We start from the raw sequence: 19,007 nt of genomic DNA, 5'->3' as shown, positions 1-19,007 counted from the left end.
AACGCAGTAAATAATATACATATAGCAACAAACCTTGCGAAAACAGCCTTATAAAAAAAGCTATCCCCTTAGTTAGTTTATTCTAACCTTGCAGGATAGCCTTGTTTTTTTCAAGCTTACTGTTTTACCAGATTAATATGGCAATTAATGTTGCGATAAATAAACTCGCGACAACCGGAATAAAGTTTTTCCTGGCCAGCTCCAGCGGTGAAATCTGCAGGAATCCGGCTACTGCGACAAGCGAAGACCAGGCAACAATCGTTCCTCCACCCCAGATGGCACCCATTTGTCCGATGGCTGCTAATGTAGAAGGATCAATATGGCTTCCACTTGCTAATGCACCCGATAAGGCACCTGTTAACGGCAGCCCGGAAAAACCGGAACCATCTAAGCCAGTGATCAGACCGACAATTAAGAGGCCAAATCCTGCAATAAAGGCGTTCTCAGGAATATAAGCCTGGCCTGCCTGTATCATATCAAATAAAAAAGCAGGTTTGGCAGCGCTTTCATCCAACGATAAAATTGTGCCGGTAAAGTCTGAGCTTCCCATAAAGAAGAATCCTGCTATTGGAATTACCGGAGCCATCGCTCTGAAGGCAAACACGAAGCCTTCCGTTAAATGCTCGCTTATCTTATCTAAAGCATGGATGCGATTAAATGCCACAGTGGCAAGCACCAATAAAAGAGTCGCAACACCGCCAATAAAAGCAGCTCCATCTGTTCCTTCAAAGCCTGACCCACCTGTTATTTTGGTTGAGAACATATAAATCATAACACCCAGCATCGATAAAGGCACTAATACAGCAAAAACCTTGCCCCATGTATTTTTTCTCTGAATGATTTCAGCACTTTCTTCAGCCGTAGCAGCAAGCTCATTCGCTACACCAAAAAAAGCAGCATCTTCAGGGTTTAGAGAGGAGTCATGGTTCCCATTTTTCACGATTGATTTTCTATGCGCCACATAAACATAGGTCAATGCAAGTACACCTGTAATGACGGAAAGAACCAGTGTCTTATCCGCAACCATCGCTTTATCAATTCCAGCTGCTTTAGCACTGAGCATCGGTGCTACCTGCATGATATAGTCTGATGACAATGCCATTCCCTGACCAGCAATGACAATAACCATGGCTGCCGTCATTACAGGCAGCCCAGCTCTGACTGCTGCGGGTACAAGCAGGGCACAGATAAGCGGGACAGCAGGTGTTGGCCAGAAAAAGAGAGAAATTACATAGGTTGTAACCATTAATACTAAATAGGAAATATGCCCATTCACCATAACCTTCTCAATCGGACCAATAAGCCTTTTGTCAGCTCCCAAATCCTTCAATGAATTAAGAAGCGCGATCATGAGAGAAATGATTAAGAATATACTGAATAACTCTTTTGCTGCGAGGAGATTAGCATTAAATACAGCCTGAAAGCCAGCGATCAGACTGCCTTTATAAATAACTGCCACAAAGAAAGTTCCAATAATAACCGGCAGGACAACGCCTCTTCTAAAAAGCATCGTTGCGATGACAGACACAGTAACAATTGCATAGACCCAGTGAGCAAATGTTAACTCCATATATTCCCCTCCGTTTTTCGTTATAAAATTAACTCCCTATAAAAGATTGCAAAAGACAGATTGCAGGAGGCATTCTGTTTATCTATGGCTGACTATGTAATACCCCGACATTAGACTTTACGAGAAGAGCTTGTAACATTTCCCAAATAGAATACAGCATTTGGTGGATTGTATACCAAGTTAGTCGAAAAACAAAAAAGCGCTATTCATGGATGACTTGATTATCTGCTAATACACCGCTTTTATCATACTATATCAATCTCTTATGCTCTCTAAATGTGCAGCCCCCTTCGAAATGCATTCATGGTCGAGAACACCCGGACTATAACCACCTCTCCTTTTCACTATTTTTAACTTGTATACTATAATAACACTAAAAATATCTATTGTGCAAATAATTTTGAAAATTTTGATGTTTTAATATTTTCTATAAAATTTATTGCTCTCTTAATCGTTTTAGATTAAATTCTATGATAAAATTGCATAAAGTATATCGTATACCAAATTCTATACGGTTTTAGGGGGAATCCCAAGAAGGAGTGATATAATGCTTAAAGCTGGAATTATCGGTTATGGAACACTGGGGAAGACCATAGCGGAATTAATAGAAGCCGGCCATGCTGGCAACGTAGAATTAAAGTCTGTGCTGGTTAGAAGCCATAAAGGTGCAGAGCATGCTGACAAACATGCAAACGCCCTTACGTCAGATGAAGGTGATTTTTTTAATGAAGATTTAGATATAATCATAGAGTCAGCAGGTCATCAGGCATTGCATAAGTTCGGGGAGAAAGTGCTGGCAAATGGAAGCCATCTTGTGGTGCTTTCTGTTGGAGCATTAGGAGACACCGGTTTTTATGAAAAACTGAAGGCTGTGGCCAAACAGCATAACCGGCAGATCTTTGTCCCCTCTGCAGCTATAGCCGGCCTGGACCGGATTGCAGCGGGAGCATTGGGTGAGATTGAAGAAATCACCTTAATTACAAGAAAGCATCCCCGCAGCTGGAGAGGTACGATCGCGGAAGAAAAAGTGGATTTACATACACTGTCTGAACCATTCTGTATTTATGAAGGAAATGCCCGGGAGTCATCCAGGCTGTTTCCGCAGAGCGTGAATGTTTCAGCAGCCCTTAGCCTTGCAGGAGTCGGCTTTGAAGCAACAAAGGTGAAGGTGTATGCTGATCCGACTATCCAATCAAACACACATACCATCAAGGCTAAGGGTTATTTCGGCGAAGTGGAGATATCTGTTTCGAATGTTCCTTATGAGGAAAATCCAAAATCCAGTCCCATTGTCGCATTGAGTGTGGCTAAGGTTTTAAAAAATTTAACTTCATCATTTGTGATTGGAGTCTAATAAAAAATAAGAAAGAGCTTCTGCTCTTTCTTATTTTTTATTTTCACTCTGCTGAACAGCTTCAATGTATGCTTTTTTTGAATTTTCAATATGTATTTTGGTCAGGTATTCAGCCATTTCCATTTCTTTGTTGACAATGGCTTCCATGATTTTTAAATGCTCCTCCATGGACTGCTTTGCCCTGCCGGGATTTTTATGCCCGATTTTGGCAAATGCTCGAATATAATCGGATAACCCGCTCAGCATCTCATATAGCTTCACATTTTTGGCGGAGCTATATAGGAGATGGTTGAGCTCCCTATGTAATTCAGCAGCATCCTCTTCAGGATTATTAAGGTATTCCTTGACCTTTATTATGCTTCCTGCGAACTTGCTTTCCATTTCATCATCCAGCTTCTGGACGGCTAATTTTGCTGCCAGTACTTCAAGTGATGATAAAATGGTAAACACTTCGATAATTTCCTTTTCAGAAATATCGGCAACGATTACACCTTTTCTTGGAACTGTCTTAACAAATCCTTGTGATTCCAGGCGGAATAGCGCTTCGCGAATTGGCGTCCTGCTGATATTTAACCGCTCAGCAAGTTCCCGTTCAACCAGCCGGTCTCCCGCTTTAAATTCCCCGTCCAAAATAAGATCCTTAATATGCAGATAAACCCTCTCGCGTATCGAGATCAGATTATCTTCCGTCCAGTTATTAACCATTCCTTTCCCTCTTTCTCTCTTTAGTATCCATACTGCCCATTATAACTTACCTGTAAGGGTAACAGCAATTTTTTCCTGATGTACCAAGGAGTTCAACTTAATGTTTACGGCACATTCATTTTTTCTATCTCTCCTCTGGAAGTCCGATCGTTAGCCGCTACACGCGAAATAATCTCCGCAATGATTTCAGCCAGTTTTAAAACCATATATAATCTCGTGCTATTTAAGGAGTGTACAGGTGTTAATGGATCCAGAGTATTTACAATCGCCTTCAAATGATAATCACCCACACTTGGCAGAACCCGATTCACTGCATTGCCAGGAATAAACGATCCTTCTCTGATTAAAATATAGCCGATTTGCCTTTCGTCCCCGAGGCAGGCGTCTATTCCAAATATAAAAGGATCATGATGCGTTTCCTTTATTCCTTTAAGAACCGTTTTGATATTTAATGCGTGAACAGGGTCCTTTAGAGTCCCATATACTGGATACTGGATGTTCTTTTCTTTGAGGATCTTTCCTGTGAGTGGCCCAAGAGAGTCTCCAGTTGAGCGGTCCGACCCAATGCACAAAATAACGATTTCCCTGGATGAGCTGTAAAAAATCTGTTCCAGCTTTGATACCATTTTTTCAATTTCCGCCTCTTCCGTTGTTTCTTTAATGGAAATATAGCTTGCTGCATCAACGATTTTATTGGTCTTTTTACTTGATGAAAATGGCCACATATTTGTCCCTCCTTTCCGACATAATTTTTTATTTTTTAATCCTCATAATTTTTAAATGATAATCATTCTTAGTGTAAACCAGGAAAACAGCAATTGAAAATTTATTTATACATTATTTATTTACTACCCTGACCTTCGGCGGCATATCCGCGGAATTTTGATTTTGTTCCTTCAATCATACATGAAGTACAAGCTGATATTCATCTCAAATATGCTTAAAAATAACTATTTCGACTTTCGAAAAAGATGTTATAATACTATTTATAAAATTTTTACAGAAATGAAGGCGAGTTCGTTTGAAAAAGAGATTATGGCTTATTTATGGAATGCTGACTTTGGCTACTGCAACATGGGGCAGTGCATTTATTGCCGGCAAGTTTGCTGTTCAAAGCTTTGAACCTGCAACCGTTGCTTTTTTACGTTTTTTAGGAGCTGCCATTCTGCTTTTTCCGCTTATGTGGATTATGGAGAAAGACCGGAAACGAGCAAATTTAAGTGATCATGGACTGTTTGCTCTCTTGGGCCTGACAGGAATTGCGCTGTATAATATTTGTTTCTTTCTGGCCACAAAGCACGCACCTGTGATAAAAAGCTCATTATTTATTGCATCAAACCCGGTACTTATCGTCCTTTTATCAGGATTAGTCCTGAAAGAAAAAATTACGAAAAATCATATCATTGGAATGGCCATTGCTCTGACTGGTGTAGTGTTTATTATTACAGATGGCCATTTGCTCACTCTTTTCCAATTTGGCTTTGAACCAATTGACTTCGTATTGCTTGGCGCTGTCGTAAGCTGGGCCATTTATAGCGTTGTGGGGAAAGTGGTACTGAAAAAATTCAGCTCAGTGGAATCGACCACATATGCAGTTGCCTATGGGACCTTATTTCTTTTGCCATTTGCTTCTGCTGAAACAACGTGGATGGATCTTCAGCAAGCCAGCTTTACAACCTGGGCAGCTATCGCTCATATGAGTATCTTTGTTACCGTTGTTTCTTTTGTCATGTATTATAACGGGATTAAAGAGATCGGAGCAGCCAAGGCTTCTATTTTTATTAATGTGATGCCGGTGTCAGCTGTTATCATGGCTACAGTCTTTTTAGGTGAAACGTTCACCATTGCGCATGGAATAGGCGCAGCCTTTGTTCTTACGGGGGTATATATAGGAACAAATGCGAAAATGTTTCAAAGAAAGATGAATAAACTGACCATTAAGAATAAGACTGCATAGGTGCTATGCAGTCTTAGTTTTGGAGTTTTAGTCTACTCATGATCATAATAGCTTTTTTGTTTCTGTATAAACGACCGGGCCAGTTCAATTGCTTTTTGAGCCTCGCCTTTTTCTGAGTAAAAGTGGAATAGCTTTTTCTCATAATGGTCTATTAAAATGCCGTAGCCGATTTTTTTAAAATACGGCAATGCTGTTCCCTCAATAAATTGATAGTATAGCTTTTCTTCTTTTTTTAATAAATAAAGATGGAGCTGAAAATAAATCCAGGTATATGAATCTGTTTCTTTTGCTCTCTCCATTCCTTCTTCAGCCAATTTTATTAACGCATTACGGGACTGAAGTTTCCCTTTGTAGCAGGTATGTATATATCCATCCAGAGCAGTTAAATAGTGAGGGGCGTTTTCTGCCGTTAGCTTTAGTGCTTCCTCATAGAGACCTGCAGATTCCCGGTATTTCTTCCGGCGAGAATATTCAAATGCCAGATTATGAAAAAGCTTGGATTTTCGGTCACCAGAATTACATGCATCACAAAGCTTAATTAATTGTTCATATTTTTCCTTTGTTTCATTAAAATCATGAAGCTCCTTCGCATTCAGCTGGACAATCAGGAGCATTTCTGTATCGATAATTCGGAGGATGTTTAAGGTTCTTTGAAAATATTGAAGCGCCTTTTTTCCATAATAATAGGCTGTAATATTTGAATGGATGGAATGATAAGCAATCGCTAAATGGTAATAGTATTCTTCGTAGCTATAATGATCTCTGTCAATGGAAGCTAAACAGCTGATACAGTCACGGTATTGCCCTGTAAGAAAGTAATAAATGCCCTGGATATGCTTCAGCAGATTAGCATCATGAGGTGACAAGGCAGCAGAAGCTTTATTAAGATCCGAAATTACTTCTGATGCCGAAACCAAATCACTCACAGATAAATAGTATCTGGCAGAAAGCAGGCGATATAGTGTCTGAAAGTCAGGCATATGAATTTGTTTTTCATTCTGCAGTTCTTTTTTTATCTGTTCAGATTCCTGTATTCGCTGCATTATCATGCTCTCATGCCATTCATTAAGCCTCTTGGCAAGCTGATGATATCGAATTATTTCCTCTTCGGGATCAATGCCGAGCCTCCTGGCCAGGAGATGTGTAATTTCTCCGGAGTATTCGGTAATTCCCCGTTCGATTTTACTTAAATGAGTAACGGAACAGATTCCTTCCCCCAGCTGGCCCTGTGTCAGTCCTGCTTTCTCCCGGTAAAACTTAATAATTTTCCCAATGATCATGCTGCACCTCAGTATAAAGTTTCTATCATTATAGTGAAATTGGCGGGCATTTTCTATAGGATAATAGAAACAGGCAGGAGAACTTGACTCCTGCCTGCTGTTTTTATGATTATTTTTCTTTCGGCTCCAAACCAATCATCTTTAAGAAATCCGTAAGCCCTTTCTTTCCAATCCTGTCTTTCGGCTGATTTCCTTTTCCTGCTAATGAACCTTTCGTTAAGAAATTCTTTTCAATCCATCTGACATCTGTTTCATCGACTAAACCATCCTGGTTCATATCCAGATGAACATTTTTAGGGTTTTCTTCTCCATAATGATCAACAGCTTCTTTCAGATCCCGGATATCAACAATCTGATCCTGTGTAACATCCCCTGCAAGGTTATCTTCAGGATTAATTCTTACATACAGGCCTTGCTGCTCTCCCTCTTTTTCGATGCTTGCCATTACATTTTTATACTCAGCCATATGGCCAGGAACCTCTACATAGACCGTATAGGCTTTTTTATCTGCTGGCACAATGACCTCAAACAGCCCCCTGCTGTCCATTGACCCTTCATAGATTTTTCCATCTGCAGCTTTAGCATAAACCTTCGTCTTAAGCTTGGTAAAATCATATTTGCTGTCAATCCACCCTCCGGGAGTTAAGAAAGCTTCCGGAGCTATATTACCTGAAATACGTGAGTGAGTTGAAGTAAATTCAAAATGGTTTAAGCTGTAAGCCGGAATGTTTTCTGCTTTTGACTGACCTTGCTTCTGATAAGAAAGTTCCTTTAATCCAAAGGAGGTAAACCTTGTGAAATTAGTGTCGTCCACCATTTTAAAAGTAACATCAAGGAATGGCATATCTCCACTGATTCCTTCAAAGCCTGCTTTTAAAAGAGATGCTCCGACTTTCACAGTAGATTTTGAGAAAACTGGCTCATCTATTTTTATTTCAATTCCATTTTGATCTGCAAATTTCTGAAGCTCTGGATTTACTTTTACTTCCTGCAGCTCAAAGAAATCCAGATGAGGTTGAATCTCATATGAACCTGAGATAAAGTTCTTTACATTATTTAAATCAAGAGTCATGGTAATTTCATCATTCAGCTTCACACTGTTTTTATTAAAACGGCTCGCTGCATGTTCAGTGCCTTCCTTCATAAACACATACCGGGGAGATTTAAACATATTGGCTGCTGTTGCCATATCCCATGGGAATAGCCTTAATTGGTAAGGAGCCGTTTCATAATCTTCCGGAAGCACACCGAACTTCGTTGCGCCATCGTCATCCAGCGGCAGGAATCCGCTGATAAATGGTATTTCACTTTCATAATAAGCAGCTATATTGGTTTTTTGGGTATAATCCATCCCTTTTGACTGCAATAGGTCAACTGTTTTATCGGTCACCATTCCATGAACCCAGAATGCATGGTGGCCATCTTCAGTTGTTAACATGCTATCATTTATTTCAATCACACCCGGTTCAATGTCGAGATCCACTTCCGGCGGTGTATTGTCTACAATGCCTACACTTTCATGATGATAGGTCTTTCCCTCTGCATCCCGGCTGATTAAATCAAGGACATATTCACCTTCCGGCAGCTTTTGCATGTAATCGGCAATCGGCTGTTTCTTATTCCCTGTGAATGGATAAACAAGTCCTCTGTGGCCAAAGTATATGAGATATTCTTTATCAGGCATGGCCGCACTGGCATCATAGCTTCCTACAATTCCAACAGCCTTGCCTGTTTTTGCATTTTTTACAATTAAATCGAATGTCTCCATCGGGCTTTTAAATTTAAAGACAAAGTGCGTACCAGGCGCATAGTATTGGTGCATTGGTGTATCAGTCGTAATAGATGGCTGAAGCGGTTCTGCAAAATCGATGCCTTTATCCGTCACCCGGATCGCAAATGGAATTTGATAGCGTTCTTTTGGATTATCCTGATTCACCACATGAATATATCCTTCATAACGCCCGATTTCAGCTGTTTGCGGAATTGTAATCGCTGCTTGTAATTGTTCCGTTTTTCCCGCTCCTATTGTAACCGATTCTGGAAGGTCTACTTTAATATTATTTTTTACTCCATCCTGCACACCGTTCCGGGCTGAATGATATTCCACTGTTACATCATAGGATTGGTCCTGTCCGTTCTTGTTTGTCACTTGAAGTGTACGGCTATCCTTTATATCAGCACTGTCCAAATAGTGGTTTCCATAGCTGATGGAACCCGTGATTTCATCAGCCTCCACGTACTCTCCGTTTTCAACATGCTCTGTTTTATCCAGCACCTTAAATGAAACGTTAGAATGAACTGCCTGATAGGCATCCACACGGCCGGCACCAACTTCATACACGGAGTAGTCCTTTTTTAAATCATCTGACGTATTCATTAATGCTGTTTTCACATCGAATGGATCAAGATTCGGATTATCCTGAAGCATAAGTGCCGCCACGCCTGCTATATGAGGAGTGGCCATGGACGTACCATTCAGGCGTGCATAGGCAGATGTGTAATCCTGGCCATCTTCTGGATGGTTCATAAACTCCGGATAGGTGGAGAAAATAGAAACCCCTGGTGCCACGAGGTCAGGCTTTATATCGTAGTTGCTATTCACAGGGCCTCTTGAACTGAAATCGGCAAGAGTGTCTCCTTCCGTCTTAACCTCTAAAAGCTGGTCAAATGCTACAGAAGCTCCCGGATTGCCTTTTAAATATTCCCCATCCGCCTTTGAAAGCTGGAATGTCGGAATATACTTGGTGCTCTCACCTATATAGGCTGGAATTTCGCCCTCCGTATTATTAAAAATAATAACAGCTGCTGCACCGGCATTTTTGGCATTTTTCACTTTTTCCTCAAATGTCAGCTCTCCGCGTTCAATTAAGGCAATTTTTCCTGTAAGATTATTTCCAGTGAAGTCTTGCGGCGTGCCCAGACCAGTAAACTCAATTGGATATGATTTCCCTTCTAGTGCTTTTAAATCATCCGTGAAGTTTTTGGCTAATAATTTCATAGATTCAAAGACCTTCTCAGCTGCGCTAGCTTTAAAAGCTGGAATGGATATGGAGGCATCACTTGCTCCTACCGTAATTCCGAATGCACTCGTACCAGGTGCACCAAGCGTTTTTTCATTTGGTCCCGCATTTCCTGCTGCTACAACGGAAACGACTCCGGAAAGCATAGCGTTATTAATTGCAACCGAAGTAGGATATAAAGGATCATTTACGCTCGCTCCAAGTGATAGATTGATTACATCCATGCCATCTTCTACTGCTTTATCAATACCGGCCAGCACCCCGTCTGTCGTGCCGGATCCATATGGCCCTAGAACCCGGTAGGCATACAGATCAACATCAGGTGCTACTCCCCTGACAGCATAGTCGACTGCATTTTCTTTTTGGGCAGCAATGGTCCCTGATACATGCGTACCGTGAGAAGTATAGTAGGCGGCCCCTCTGTAATCAAATTCAGGCTGATTGGATGTTTCCCAATCATTGTAAGTTGCTTCCATTGGATCAGCATCATTATTGATAAAGTCCCAGCCTTTGACAGTGCCCGGATCAACGGTTTTAGGATCTTGTCCATTTTCTGTACGGTACCCTTTGTAAGAACCTGTTAAGTCAGGGTGTGTATAATCAATCCCTGTATCCAGAACTCCGACCTTGATGCCCTTCCCGGTAATCCCCTCGTCATGAAGATTGTCTACTCCGATTTGCGGAATGCTGTCTGCCATCTTCGGCTTCACTTTGGATTCCTTTACTGAAGGGAGATCCAACTGGACTTGGGCATTGCTCCAGATTCTTTTTACAGCACCTGATTGCAGGAGTTCATCAACAGCTATACCCGGCAGTGTCATGGAAACACCATTAAAGGCATTCTTGTATTCGCGTTTTACTTCAATTTTACTTGCGTCATACAGTAAACTGCCTTTCTTAGATTTCAGCTTGATAACATGGGTTTTGAATTCGTTGTGGGATTTGTCAACTTTTTCTTTAGCTGCTTGAAGAGACGTTTTTTTGCCTTTTAAAGCTTCTTTCTTTAGCTCAACCTTTGCAGGAGGCTGGTTAAATTCAACAATGACTTCGACCAACTCGGGAGTGGATGTATTTACTTCAGGAGAAATAACAAATCCAGGTCCAACCTCTAGCTGTTCTAAAGCATCCCTTTGTTCTTTAGAGAGGCTGCTTAAAATTTTTTCCGCTTCGTCCACCGTGATCTCCGGCTTCTGAGCAAGCACATTAAATGGAATGGAAGCAGTAAATAATAAACTTGCAGCCAGAGCTCCTTTTAATAGATTATTGCGTGACTTCATTTTTTTCCTCCTGCTCTTTAATTAGTAGAAAAGTAAGAATACTTACTATTTTCATCTTAAAGGGTGAGAGATGTGGCAGTAAATTGGGGTAATAAAAGAGGGACATTACTACTAAATTTAATATTTTCAGCTGGGATATATCTTGAAAATAGGATGATAAGCATCTTGATCACCGGGAGAAAAATTAAAATATGGAAGAACCGGACATTGATTACCCCAAATTGGGCAATGGTGGCGAGTTTGGGGATAACTTTAATTTCACGCGTTTTATGCCGAGTGTTTTCTTTTCCTTGCTATTTTTTTCGTCATGAAAGCTCTCTGGCGACTGGTTTCCTTTTCTCTCTGCCGATTTCGTCCTCCTCATGAACACTCTATGAAGACTGTTTTCCTTTCCGTTTTCGTCTTCATAAACGCTCATAGCAACCACTTCCTTTCAAATCTTCAAGTAATCTAGCAATTAGTTAATTTACAAATTAACACAAAAAAGACACTTCCCCAAAATCAGAAGTGTCCAATCTGCATAGCTATTATTTCGAAGCGACACTGCCCTGAAACACACGGTTTAACGCATCTGCCGCCTGCTCAATTGACTTTCTTCCCTGCTCCAGTACACCCGGCATCCAGAAGAATCCATGGATCATGCCGTCATATCGTTTGGCTTCAACCGGAACGCCGGCTTCTTTTAAACGCTCCGCATAGGCTTCACCCTCATCGCGCAGCGGGTCAAATTCTCCCGTTAACACCAATGCAGGCGGCAGTCCGCTTAAGTCTTTTGCCTGCAGCGGAGACGCATATGGATTTTTTCCATCCTCCTCATTCCGCAAATAATGATTCCAGAACCACTCCATACTGTCTTTCGTTAACAGGTAGCCGTCTGCATTTTCAGTATAGGATTCTGTTGCATAAGAATGGTTAGTTACCGGATAGATCAGCATCTGATAGGCAATTGAGATTTCACGCTTGTCTCTTGCCATGAGAGCCACAACGGCTGCAAGGTTACCGCCGGCACTGTCGCCGCCAACGGCAATGCGGTTTGGATCAACACCAATGGATGCTGCATTGTCAGCTGCCCACTTGGCTGCAGCGTATGAATCTTCCGCAGCAGCAGGAAATTTATGCTCTGGTGCAAGTCTGTAATCTACAGAAACGACCACGCAATTCGCCAAATTCGTTAACAGTCTGCAAGGAACATCAACTGTCTCAAGGTCACCAATTACCCAGCCGCCGCCATGATAGTATACGAGCGCTGGAAATGGACCTTCTCCTTTAGGAGTATATATTCGGACAGGGATTTCTCCTTCAGGTCCCGCAATTTTTCTATTTTCAATCTTCCCTACTTCCTCCGGCTCTCCAGCCAAAGCGCTGAAATCTGTAGTAAGGCGGGCTTCCTCCGGTGATAGCTGGCTCATCGGCGGAGCTCCTGCTGCCTCCATCTGTTCCAATAAAAATTTTGCCTGCGGATCTAATGCCATAATTATTTTCCCCCTATTAATATATTTATTGACAAGGCAGGATGAATGCCTGCCCAATCTATACCCACTATTTAACGGCAGTTTTTTCAGATGCTGTCAGGTTAAAACCTTCATAGCCTTTTTCGGCGACTTCTTCACAAATCTTCCGGTAGGTTCCTACACCGCCAAGATAGATTTGAAAGCCGCGGGCTTTTCCTTCAATATTGGCACCCATGTACCAGGAGTCTGTTTTGGTAAACAAAGTCTGATCGGCGATTTCACGGCAGTGCTTGCTCCATGTATTTTCCGACTCTTCTTTGACTTCAATGACAGCCTGATTTTGTTCCCGCATATAACTGATGCAATCAAATACCCACTCTACATGCTGCTCAATTGAAACCATCATATTGCTCAATACGGACGGACTCTCAGGTCCAGTCAGCATGAACATATTCGGGAAACCCGCTGTAGCGAGGCCAAGATAGGTTCGGGTTTGTGAGCCGCCTGCCCATTTTTCTTTCAGGGAGACGCCGTCTTTTCCACGGATATCCATCTTAAACAGCGGTCCAGTCATCGCATCAAATCCTGTGGCAAACACAATCATGTCAAGCTCATATTCATTATCCACAGTCTTAACGCCTGCTTCAGTAATCTCCTGAATCGGTGCCTCTTTTACATCCACCAGCGATACGTTATCCCGGTTATAGGTCTCAAAATAATCTGTATCTATGATGGTGCGTTTAGTGGCATAATAGAACCTCGGAAGGAGTTTTTCTGCAACTTCAGGATTTTTGACTGTTTCTCGGATTTTTGAGCGAATGAATTCAGCCACAATCTCATTCGCTTCCGGTGAGATGGACAAGTCATTATATGCGTAAGATAACTTAAGAAGTCCTCCTTCTTTCCAGGCTTCCTCGAAAACTTTTTGCCTTTCTTCAGGAGTTTCGTCAAAAACGGAAACATTTCTTGGCTCCTCCGGTATGCCGGTTATGGAATGGCGCATTTTTTCTCTGATATCCCCGTAATTTTTCCGTATATTATTCAGATGTTCAGGATCATTCGGCGTATTTCTGGCCGGGCTGCTGTACTGCGGGGTTCGCTGAAATACCGTCAAATGCCCGGCTTCTTTTGCAATAACAGGAATTGCCTGGATACCGCTGGACCCTGTGCCAATAATGCCAACCCGCTTCCCTGTGAAATCCACTCCTTCATGCGGCCAGTGCCCGGTATGATGCCATTCTCCTTTAAAGTTTTCCAGCCCTTTAAATTTAGGCACATTGGACGCTGACAAGCACCCTACAGCTGTTATAAAATATTGTGCAGAAACCTTTTCACCATTATTTAATTGGACGTCCCACCTATTTTTCTTTTCATCATATTGTGCGGACTGCACCCTTGTATTGAATTTCACATCACGCCGCAGATCAAACTTATCTGCTACATAGTTTATGTAGCTTAATATTTCAGGCTGTTCGGCGTATTTTGCCGACCAGCTCCATTCTTTCAGTAGTTCCTCAGAAAAAGTGTAATTATAGTAGATGCTTTCAACATCGCATCTTGCGCCGGGATAACGATTCCAATACCATGTACCGCCGACATTATCGCCCGCTTCAAATACCCGGGTGGAAAAACCGGCCTCCCGCAAACGATGCAGCATATACAATCCAGAAAAACCAGCCCCTACGACAACAGCATCAAAATCCGTGAGAGTGTTCGATTTTTGAAATGATGACATACTTTCTTCCTCCTCATGAAATTAATTTGAATGAAAGCGATTTCATTTTCCTTTTTAATAAGTTCCTCCTCTCCAGTACTTTTAATTTTTAACTATAACTAAAGCTTACTATCATTCGTTTGTATTGAATATTCATAATTTTCTATATATAATATCCCTATAAGGAAGGTGTTAATATGGCAATAGAATCTACCATTTTGGATAATATCCATAATTTAGAAGATGTCGAAACTCATGAGGAGAAACTGTATAAAATTTTAGAGGTTTATATGAACATTTTTCCTGTGAAAAACGCCTATTTATTTCGTTATTCACCTTTAGGTTTTATTGGTGAAGGTATCATCGCTATCACATGCCACGGATTAATACATATAAGAGATATCAGGGATGATGTTCGTTCATTGCCGCTCATTTACTCTGCCCTCTATGAAAGAAAAGCTAAATATTGTTCGGGAATCGAATACCTCAAGCAAATAAACATCAAATACATAACTACTTCCAATGTCAACTCCTTCCTTGCAATCCCCATTTGCTTTGGTGCAGTTCCTATCGGCTATATTTGCACAAACGAATTTGACGAACAGGGAAAAATTTCTGATCAGCAGCTTTCCTCTTATACTCAATTTGGTCAGCACATAGGAAAAACTCTTGAAAAAACAGAAGGAAAAGAAGATGCCCGGCTATTAAGCAGAAGAGAAATGGAGGTCATGAAGAGGATTTCCTGGGGCGAAAGCATAAAGGAAATGGCCGATTCCATGTTTATCAGTGAAGTTACCATTAACCAGTATATTAAAACAGCTATCAGGAAACTCGGAGCTCAAAATCGCACACAGGCAATTGCGGAGATGTTTCGGAGAGGGATGATTTCATGATACGTAGATGTTCATTCGCTGCACCAAAAAAGGCCCTTTTCTTATAGAGAGGGCCTTTTTAACATTTATTTCTCCATCATCAATTTCAAAATCAGCTCATCCGTATGACGGGTGCCTTCATTTCCTAATTTACAGAAACTCTCGATACTTTTTTCAACATCATCATGAATAAATCCATCGGTTGATTTTATTTCCTGATCGTTGAGTGCAAGAAGGGCAGACTGCACAGCTACATTAGAACAGGTAGACACTTTCATGGCACAGCCTGCTTTTGCTCCGTCACAGATCATTCCAGAAACATTCCCGATTGTGTTCTGAATGGCTGCTTTGATTTGGTGAAGCTGTCCATCGAGCAAATACACGATGGCTGCACTTGCCCCCATTCCTGCAGCAGTTACACCGCATAGTGCAGAAAGACGGCCAAATTTGGATTTAATATGAATGGTTATCAGATGACTGAGTGCCACTGCCCGAATCATTTTTTCATTTGTAACCTTAAGTTTTTCAGCAGCTGCAACAACTGGAAGAGTGACTGCTATTCCCTGGTTGCCGCTTCCGGTGTTTGCCATAACAGGCAGTGTGGAGCCTGCCATTCTCGCATCTGATCCAGCTGCAGCCAAAGACATTGCAGCAGTGGCAATATCATCCGACAAAATCCCCATTTCCACATTCCTTTTTATCGTTTTCCCTACCTTTAGGCCATATTCACCTGATAGGCCTTCCATTCCAATGATCCGATTGAGCTCAATGCTCTTTTTTACAAGTGTTAAGGAACTGATTTCCACACTAAGCACCCATTCATATATTTCATCAATGGTGAGTGCAATTAATTCATCTTCTTCAGATTGGATTCCTATATTTTCACATCCGCCCTGGTAGATAACTTCTCCATCAACCTCAATTAAAGAAATATTGCTGTGGTTATCAGAGATTACGACTCTGGAAGTGTGGATATCAGTTTTTAATACTGTTTCGATATAAAGCCTTTTCGGTGTCTCCGCCTGTAGGGAAGTTACTTTTCCTTCTTCAATAAGTTTAAGAGCCAGCAGCTCATCTTCAGGCCCTACTCCCTCTAATACTTCCAGCTTTCTTGCAGGGTCCCCTGCCACAGCGCCAATTGCCGCTGCGAAATCAAGACCATAAGAACTCATGCCCGGAATTCCGACTGATTTAGCATTTTTGATGATGTTTCCGCTCGCTTTTAAGCATAGCTCTTTTATTTCCCCTTTAGCATGGCTCTTTGCAGTTGCTGCAGCGAGTGCAATCGCAACAGGTTCCGTACATCCAAGGGCAACCACTAATTCTTTTTCCAGAATCCTTAAGATCTTGTGCTTCTCCATTTTCATACCCCTAATTGATTTAAGTAATAGAATGAAACTTTAACTATTATAATCCATATAGTGAAAAATGAAGAGAGGCAATATTTCCTTTCATACCAAGTTGACGGAAAAATAAAATAGGAGCAGCTCTGGCATCTAATCTTTGCAGAATAATGCACTGAGATTCTTCAAGGTATATAATCTTCCAGTCACCATAAAAAGGCTGTTATAGTTTCTTTGTACATATTCATCTATAATAGTGAGTCCCTTTACAAACCGGTTCACTAAATAATTTGTGTACTTTGGATCACAGACAAAGCGATTGATTCTAAATAGCTCATCTGCAAGGATATGAAACTTAAAGTCTTCAGCAATCAGTTTGATTTGTTGTAATTTGTCTGAGTCCAAATAGAAAATATTATTTTCGAGATTCTTATTCAGAAAGGTCAAAAACCCCCTTATATTTTCAGCGAGTAAAATGGCTTTTTCCATTTCAGGTTTCATATTTAATCCCCCCTTGTTACATAGTTCCGTTTACAAAGAATTTATGTAGGAGAGTACCCTCTTAACACACAAAAGGCCAGGAAACCGAAGTTCCTGGCCTTTACTATTTATTTCAACCCCGAAATGGTATAACCATCGATAATATATCGCTGGAAGAGAATGAAGATGATGATAATTGGAACAACCATGAAGGTTGATCCTGCCATCTGCAGGGCAAAGTTTCCGCCATATTGTCCTTTTAATAATTGGAGTCCGACCGAAAGAGTATAAAGACTTTCGTCGTTTGCAATGATCAGCGGCCACAGGAAGCTGTTCCATCCAGCGATAAAGGTTAATATCCCCTGTACTGCAAGGACCGGCTTAGCCATAGGCAGGACAATTTGCCAGAATACCCTTAATTCACTGGCGCCATCAAGCCTTGCTGCTTCAAGCAATTCATCAGGTATCGTAGTCATGAACTGGCGGAACAGGAATATCCCGAATGCACCCACCAGACCTGGGAGAACAATCCCCGCCATTGTATTGGTTAACTGCATCTGATTCAGTATCAGATACACAGGTATCATGGTTACCTGTCCAGGAATCATCATTGTAGCAAGAACGAGAAAGAATAATTTGTTCCGCCCTTTAAATTCAAATTTGGCAAAGGCATAGCCTGCCATCGCATTTAAGAATAGCCCGACAAAAGACCAAAGAACGACAATAAGCGTATTTTTCAAATAAAGAGCGAAGTTCATATTCACAAAGAGATTCTGAAAGTTTTCCAATGTGAAGTCCTGGGGCAACAAAGTGGGTGTGAGCTGCATGACTTCACTTTCAGGCTTAAAAGCAGAAAGTATCATCCAAATAAATGGAATGGAAACCAGCAATCCTCCGATGGCTAGGATAATACCTACGATCCATTGCTGGGCTCTTTCCTGCTTAATGCTGCTACTTAATGATTGCTTATGAACTGCATTGGATTTCATTTTGTTTTCCACCTCAGCTTTCATCAATAATCCTGTCCTTTTTTCTGAAGCTTAAATTGAATCATTGTTATGATAATGATGGCAATGAACAGTATGAAAGACCCCGCAGCCGCATATCCAAAGTTGCTGAATTGGAATCCATTCCGGTAAATGAACAAGGCAACTGAAGTGGTGCTGTCTAAAGGACCGCCATTTGTCATGACAAACGGTTCTTCAAAAAATTGCAGCCAGCCGATCATCGTCGTGATGGACACGAAGAAGATGGCGTATCTTAAAAGCGGAATCGTAATCTTGAACATCTGCTGCCAATTGTTGGCACCATCAAGCTGAGCCGCTTCATAGTAAGTTTTTGGAATACCCTGAAGCGCTGCCAGGAATATAATCATGTTAAGACCAATGGCTCTCCAAAGCGCAAGAGCGATCAGTGAAACCTTTGCCATTGTCGGATCCTGAAGCCATGGAACAGGCGGCAGGTGCAAAAACTCCAGCACATAATTAAATAATCCCAACTGAGGGTTATACAAATAGCTCCAAACCACAGCAACCGCAACAACGTTTGTGATGGAAGGCATATAGAAGACAACCCGGAAAGCTTTAAAGATGCGGGCTTTTCCAAAGTTGATTAGGAGAGCAATTCCCAGGGAACAAACGATGACTAGCGGTACACCAAATACCACATAAAACAGGGTATTAAGAATGGATTTTACAAAGATCGGGTCACTCACAACCTCTTTATAATTCTCTATACCAACAAAGCTAATAGATGACCAATCGGCTATCCCGACCAGATCCAGATCAGTAAAACTGATGATCAGGGCCACAAATATAGGGAGAATGGAGAATAATGTCAGTAAGATAAGTGCAGGAGCTATAAAAAAGTATGGAGTCTTGTTTGCCATAAAGCTTTTCATTGTAGGTCCCTTCCTTCTTAGTCCCATGAGTCAGGACTATTGGAGGCAACTGACAGACTTATGTCTGCCAGTGCCTATTTATTA

General features: G+C 41.4%; 15 protein-coding genes. 3 read left to right on the top strand and 12 right to left on the bottom strand.

Features of this window, described 5'->3' with window-relative positions:
• Positions 1 to 124: 124 nt before the first annotated feature.
• Positions 125 to 1,570, bottom strand: a complete 1,446-nt coding sequence (locus CHI10_RS01555; protein WP_095242520.1) for a hypothetical protein — start codon at positions 1,568 to 1,570, stop codon at positions 125 to 127.
• Between the two features lie 547 nt (positions 1,571 to 2,117).
• Between CHI10_RS01555 and nadX the strand changes: the two genes are divergently transcribed.
• A complete protein-coding gene (gene nadX, locus CHI10_RS01550; RefSeq protein ID WP_095242519.1) occupies positions 2,118 to 2,924 on the top strand; it encodes an aspartate dehydrogenase in 807 nt (268 codons plus the stop codon).
• Positions 2,925 to 2,954: 30 nt separating this feature from the next.
• Here the strand turns inward: nadX and CHI10_RS01545 are convergent, their stop codons facing one another.
• Both CHI10_RS01545 and yyaC read right to left on the bottom strand, forming a co-directional pair.
• Positions 2,955 to 3,629 carry a GntR family transcriptional regulator gene (locus CHI10_RS01545; RefSeq protein WP_095242518.1) on the bottom strand — a complete coding sequence of 225 codons (675 nt, stop codon included), beginning with the start codon at positions 3,627 to 3,629 and terminating at the stop codon, positions 2,955 to 2,957.
• Positions 3,630 to 3,733: 104 nt separating this feature from the next.
• On the bottom strand, positions 3,734 to 4,354 hold the full coding sequence (gene yyaC / locus CHI10_RS01540; protein WP_095242517.1) for a spore protease YyaC: 621 nt from the start codon (positions 4,352 to 4,354) through the stop codon (positions 3,734 to 3,736).
• Between the two features lie 296 nt (positions 4,355 to 4,650).
• On the opposite strand from yyaC, the gene CHI10_RS01535 reads away from it, so the two are divergent.
• Positions 4,651 to 5,586: a DMT family transporter gene (locus CHI10_RS01535; protein WP_353615954.1), complete on the top strand. Its 936-nt coding sequence runs from the start codon at positions 4,651 to 4,653 to the stop codon at positions 5,584 to 5,586.
• A 32-nt stretch (positions 5,587 to 5,618) separates the two neighbouring features.
• Here CHI10_RS01535 and CHI10_RS01530 read toward each other — a convergent pair whose 3' ends face one another.
• The 5 genes from CHI10_RS01530 to CHI10_RS01510 form a co-directional block, all read right to left on the bottom strand.
• Positions 5,619 to 6,866, bottom strand: coding sequence for a helix-turn-helix domain-containing protein (locus CHI10_RS01530; RefSeq protein WP_095242516.1), 1,248 nt, complete (start codon positions 6,864 to 6,866; stop codon positions 5,619 to 5,621).
• Between the two features lie 109 nt (positions 6,867 to 6,975).
• Positions 6,976 to 11,163, bottom strand: coding sequence for a S8 family serine peptidase (locus CHI10_RS01525; RefSeq protein WP_095242515.1), 4,188 nt, complete (start codon positions 11,161 to 11,163; stop codon positions 6,976 to 6,978).
• 211 nt (positions 11,164 to 11,374) lie between these two features.
• Positions 11,375 to 11,581, bottom strand: coding sequence for a hypothetical protein (locus CHI10_RS01520; protein ID WP_095242514.1), 207 nt, complete (start codon positions 11,579 to 11,581; stop codon positions 11,375 to 11,377).
• A 109-nt stretch (positions 11,582 to 11,690) separates the two neighbouring features.
• A complete protein-coding gene (locus CHI10_RS01515) occupies positions 11,691 to 12,635 on the bottom strand; it encodes an alpha/beta hydrolase (RefSeq protein WP_095242513.1) in 945 nt (314 codons plus the stop codon).
• Positions 12,636 to 12,702: 67 nt separating this feature from the next.
• Entirely contained in the window at positions 12,703 to 14,349 is a 1,647-nt protein-coding gene (locus CHI10_RS01510) for a flavin-containing monooxygenase (RefSeq protein WP_095242512.1), read from the bottom strand.
• A 176-nt stretch (positions 14,350 to 14,525) separates the two neighbouring features.
• On the opposite strand from CHI10_RS01510, the gene CHI10_RS01505 reads away from it, so the two are divergent.
• Positions 14,526 to 15,221 (top strand): response regulator transcription factor, encoded by a 696-nt coding sequence (locus CHI10_RS01505; protein WP_095242511.1) that lies wholly within the window; start codon positions 14,526 to 14,528, stop codon positions 15,219 to 15,221.
• Positions 15,222 to 15,286: 65 nt separating this feature from the next.
• On the opposite strand, the gene CHI10_RS01500 is transcribed toward CHI10_RS01505, so the two are convergent.
• From CHI10_RS01500 to CHI10_RS01485, 4 genes are all read right to left on the bottom strand, one after another.
• Positions 15,287 to 16,561, bottom strand: coding sequence for an L-cysteine desulfidase family protein (locus tag CHI10_RS01500; RefSeq protein WP_095242510.1), 1,275 nt, complete (start codon positions 16,559 to 16,561; stop codon positions 15,287 to 15,289).
• A 135-nt stretch (positions 16,562 to 16,696) separates the two neighbouring features.
• Complete coding sequence (locus tag CHI10_RS01495) at positions 16,697 to 17,044, bottom strand: hypothetical protein (protein WP_095242509.1); 348 nt, start codon at positions 17,042 to 17,044, stop codon at positions 16,697 to 16,699.
• Between the two features lie 107 nt (positions 17,045 to 17,151).
• Positions 17,152 to 18,012: a carbohydrate ABC transporter permease gene (locus CHI10_RS01490; protein WP_095242523.1), complete on the bottom strand. Its 861-nt coding sequence runs from the start codon at positions 18,010 to 18,012 to the stop codon at positions 17,152 to 17,154.
• A gap of 23 nt (positions 18,013 to 18,035) precedes the next feature.
• Positions 18,036 to 18,923, bottom strand: coding sequence for a carbohydrate ABC transporter permease (locus CHI10_RS01485; RefSeq protein WP_095242508.1), 888 nt, complete (start codon positions 18,921 to 18,923; stop codon positions 18,036 to 18,038).
• Between the last annotated feature and the right edge of the window lie 84 nt (positions 18,924 to 19,007).

This window comes from Bacillus sp. 7894-2 (assembly GCF_002272225.1).
Classification (GTDB): domain Bacteria; phylum Bacillota; class Bacilli; order Bacillales; family Cytobacillaceae; genus Cytobacillus.
The sequence above is the reverse complement of the archived record's forward strand: the minus strand, read 5'-3'. Positions and strand labels throughout refer to the sequence as shown.

Excerpts from the sequence above, each read along its gene's own strand:
- CHI10_RS01510 (WP_095242512.1), bottom strand. The coding sequence starts at position 14,349 with ATGTCATCATTTCAAAAATCGAACACTCTCACGGATTTTGATGCTGTT.
- CHI10_RS01545 (WP_095242518.1), bottom strand. The coding sequence starts at position 3,629 with ATGGTTAATAACTGGACGGAAGATAATCTGATCTCGATACGCGAGAGG.
- nadX (WP_095242519.1), top strand. The coding sequence starts at position 2,118 with ATGCTTAAAGCTGGAATTATCGGTTATGGAACACTGGGGAAGACCATA.
- CHI10_RS01500 (WP_095242510.1), bottom strand. The coding sequence starts at position 16,561 with ATGGAGAAGCACAAGATCTTAAGGATTCTGGAAAAAGAATTAGTGGTT.
- CHI10_RS01525 (WP_095242515.1), bottom strand. The coding sequence starts at position 11,163 with ATGAAGTCACGCAATAATCTATTAAAAGGAGCTCTGGCTGCAAGTTTA.
- CHI10_RS01520 (WP_095242514.1), bottom strand. The coding sequence starts at position 11,581 with ATGAGCGTTTATGAAGACGAAAACGGAAAGGAAAACAGTCTTCATAGA.
- CHI10_RS01490 (WP_095242523.1), bottom strand. The coding sequence starts at position 18,012 with ATGAAATCCAATGCAGTTCATAAGCAATCATTAAGTAGCAGCATTAAG.
- CHI10_RS01495 (WP_095242509.1), bottom strand. The coding sequence starts at position 17,044 with ATGAAACCTGAAATGGAAAAAGCCATTTTACTCGCTGAAAATATAAGG.
- yyaC (WP_095242517.1), bottom strand. The coding sequence starts at position 4,354 with ATGTGGCCATTTTCATCAAGTAAAAAGACCAATAAAATCGTTGATGCA.
- CHI10_RS01555 (WP_095242520.1), bottom strand. The coding sequence starts at position 1,570 with ATGGAGTTAACATTTGCTCACTGGGTCTATGCAATTGTTACTGTGTCT.
- CHI10_RS01515 (WP_095242513.1), bottom strand. The coding sequence starts at position 12,635 with ATGGCATTAGATCCGCAGGCAAAATTTTTATTGGAACAGATGGAGGCA.
- CHI10_RS01485 (WP_095242508.1), bottom strand. The coding sequence starts at position 18,923 with ATGAAAAGCTTTATGGCAAACAAGACTCCATACTTTTTTATAGCTCCT.
- CHI10_RS01505 (WP_095242511.1), top strand. The coding sequence starts at position 14,526 with ATGGCAATAGAATCTACCATTTTGGATAATATCCATAATTTAGAAGAT.
- CHI10_RS01530 (WP_095242516.1), bottom strand. The coding sequence starts at position 6,866 with ATGATCATTGGGAAAATTATTAAGTTTTACCGGGAGAAAGCAGGACTG.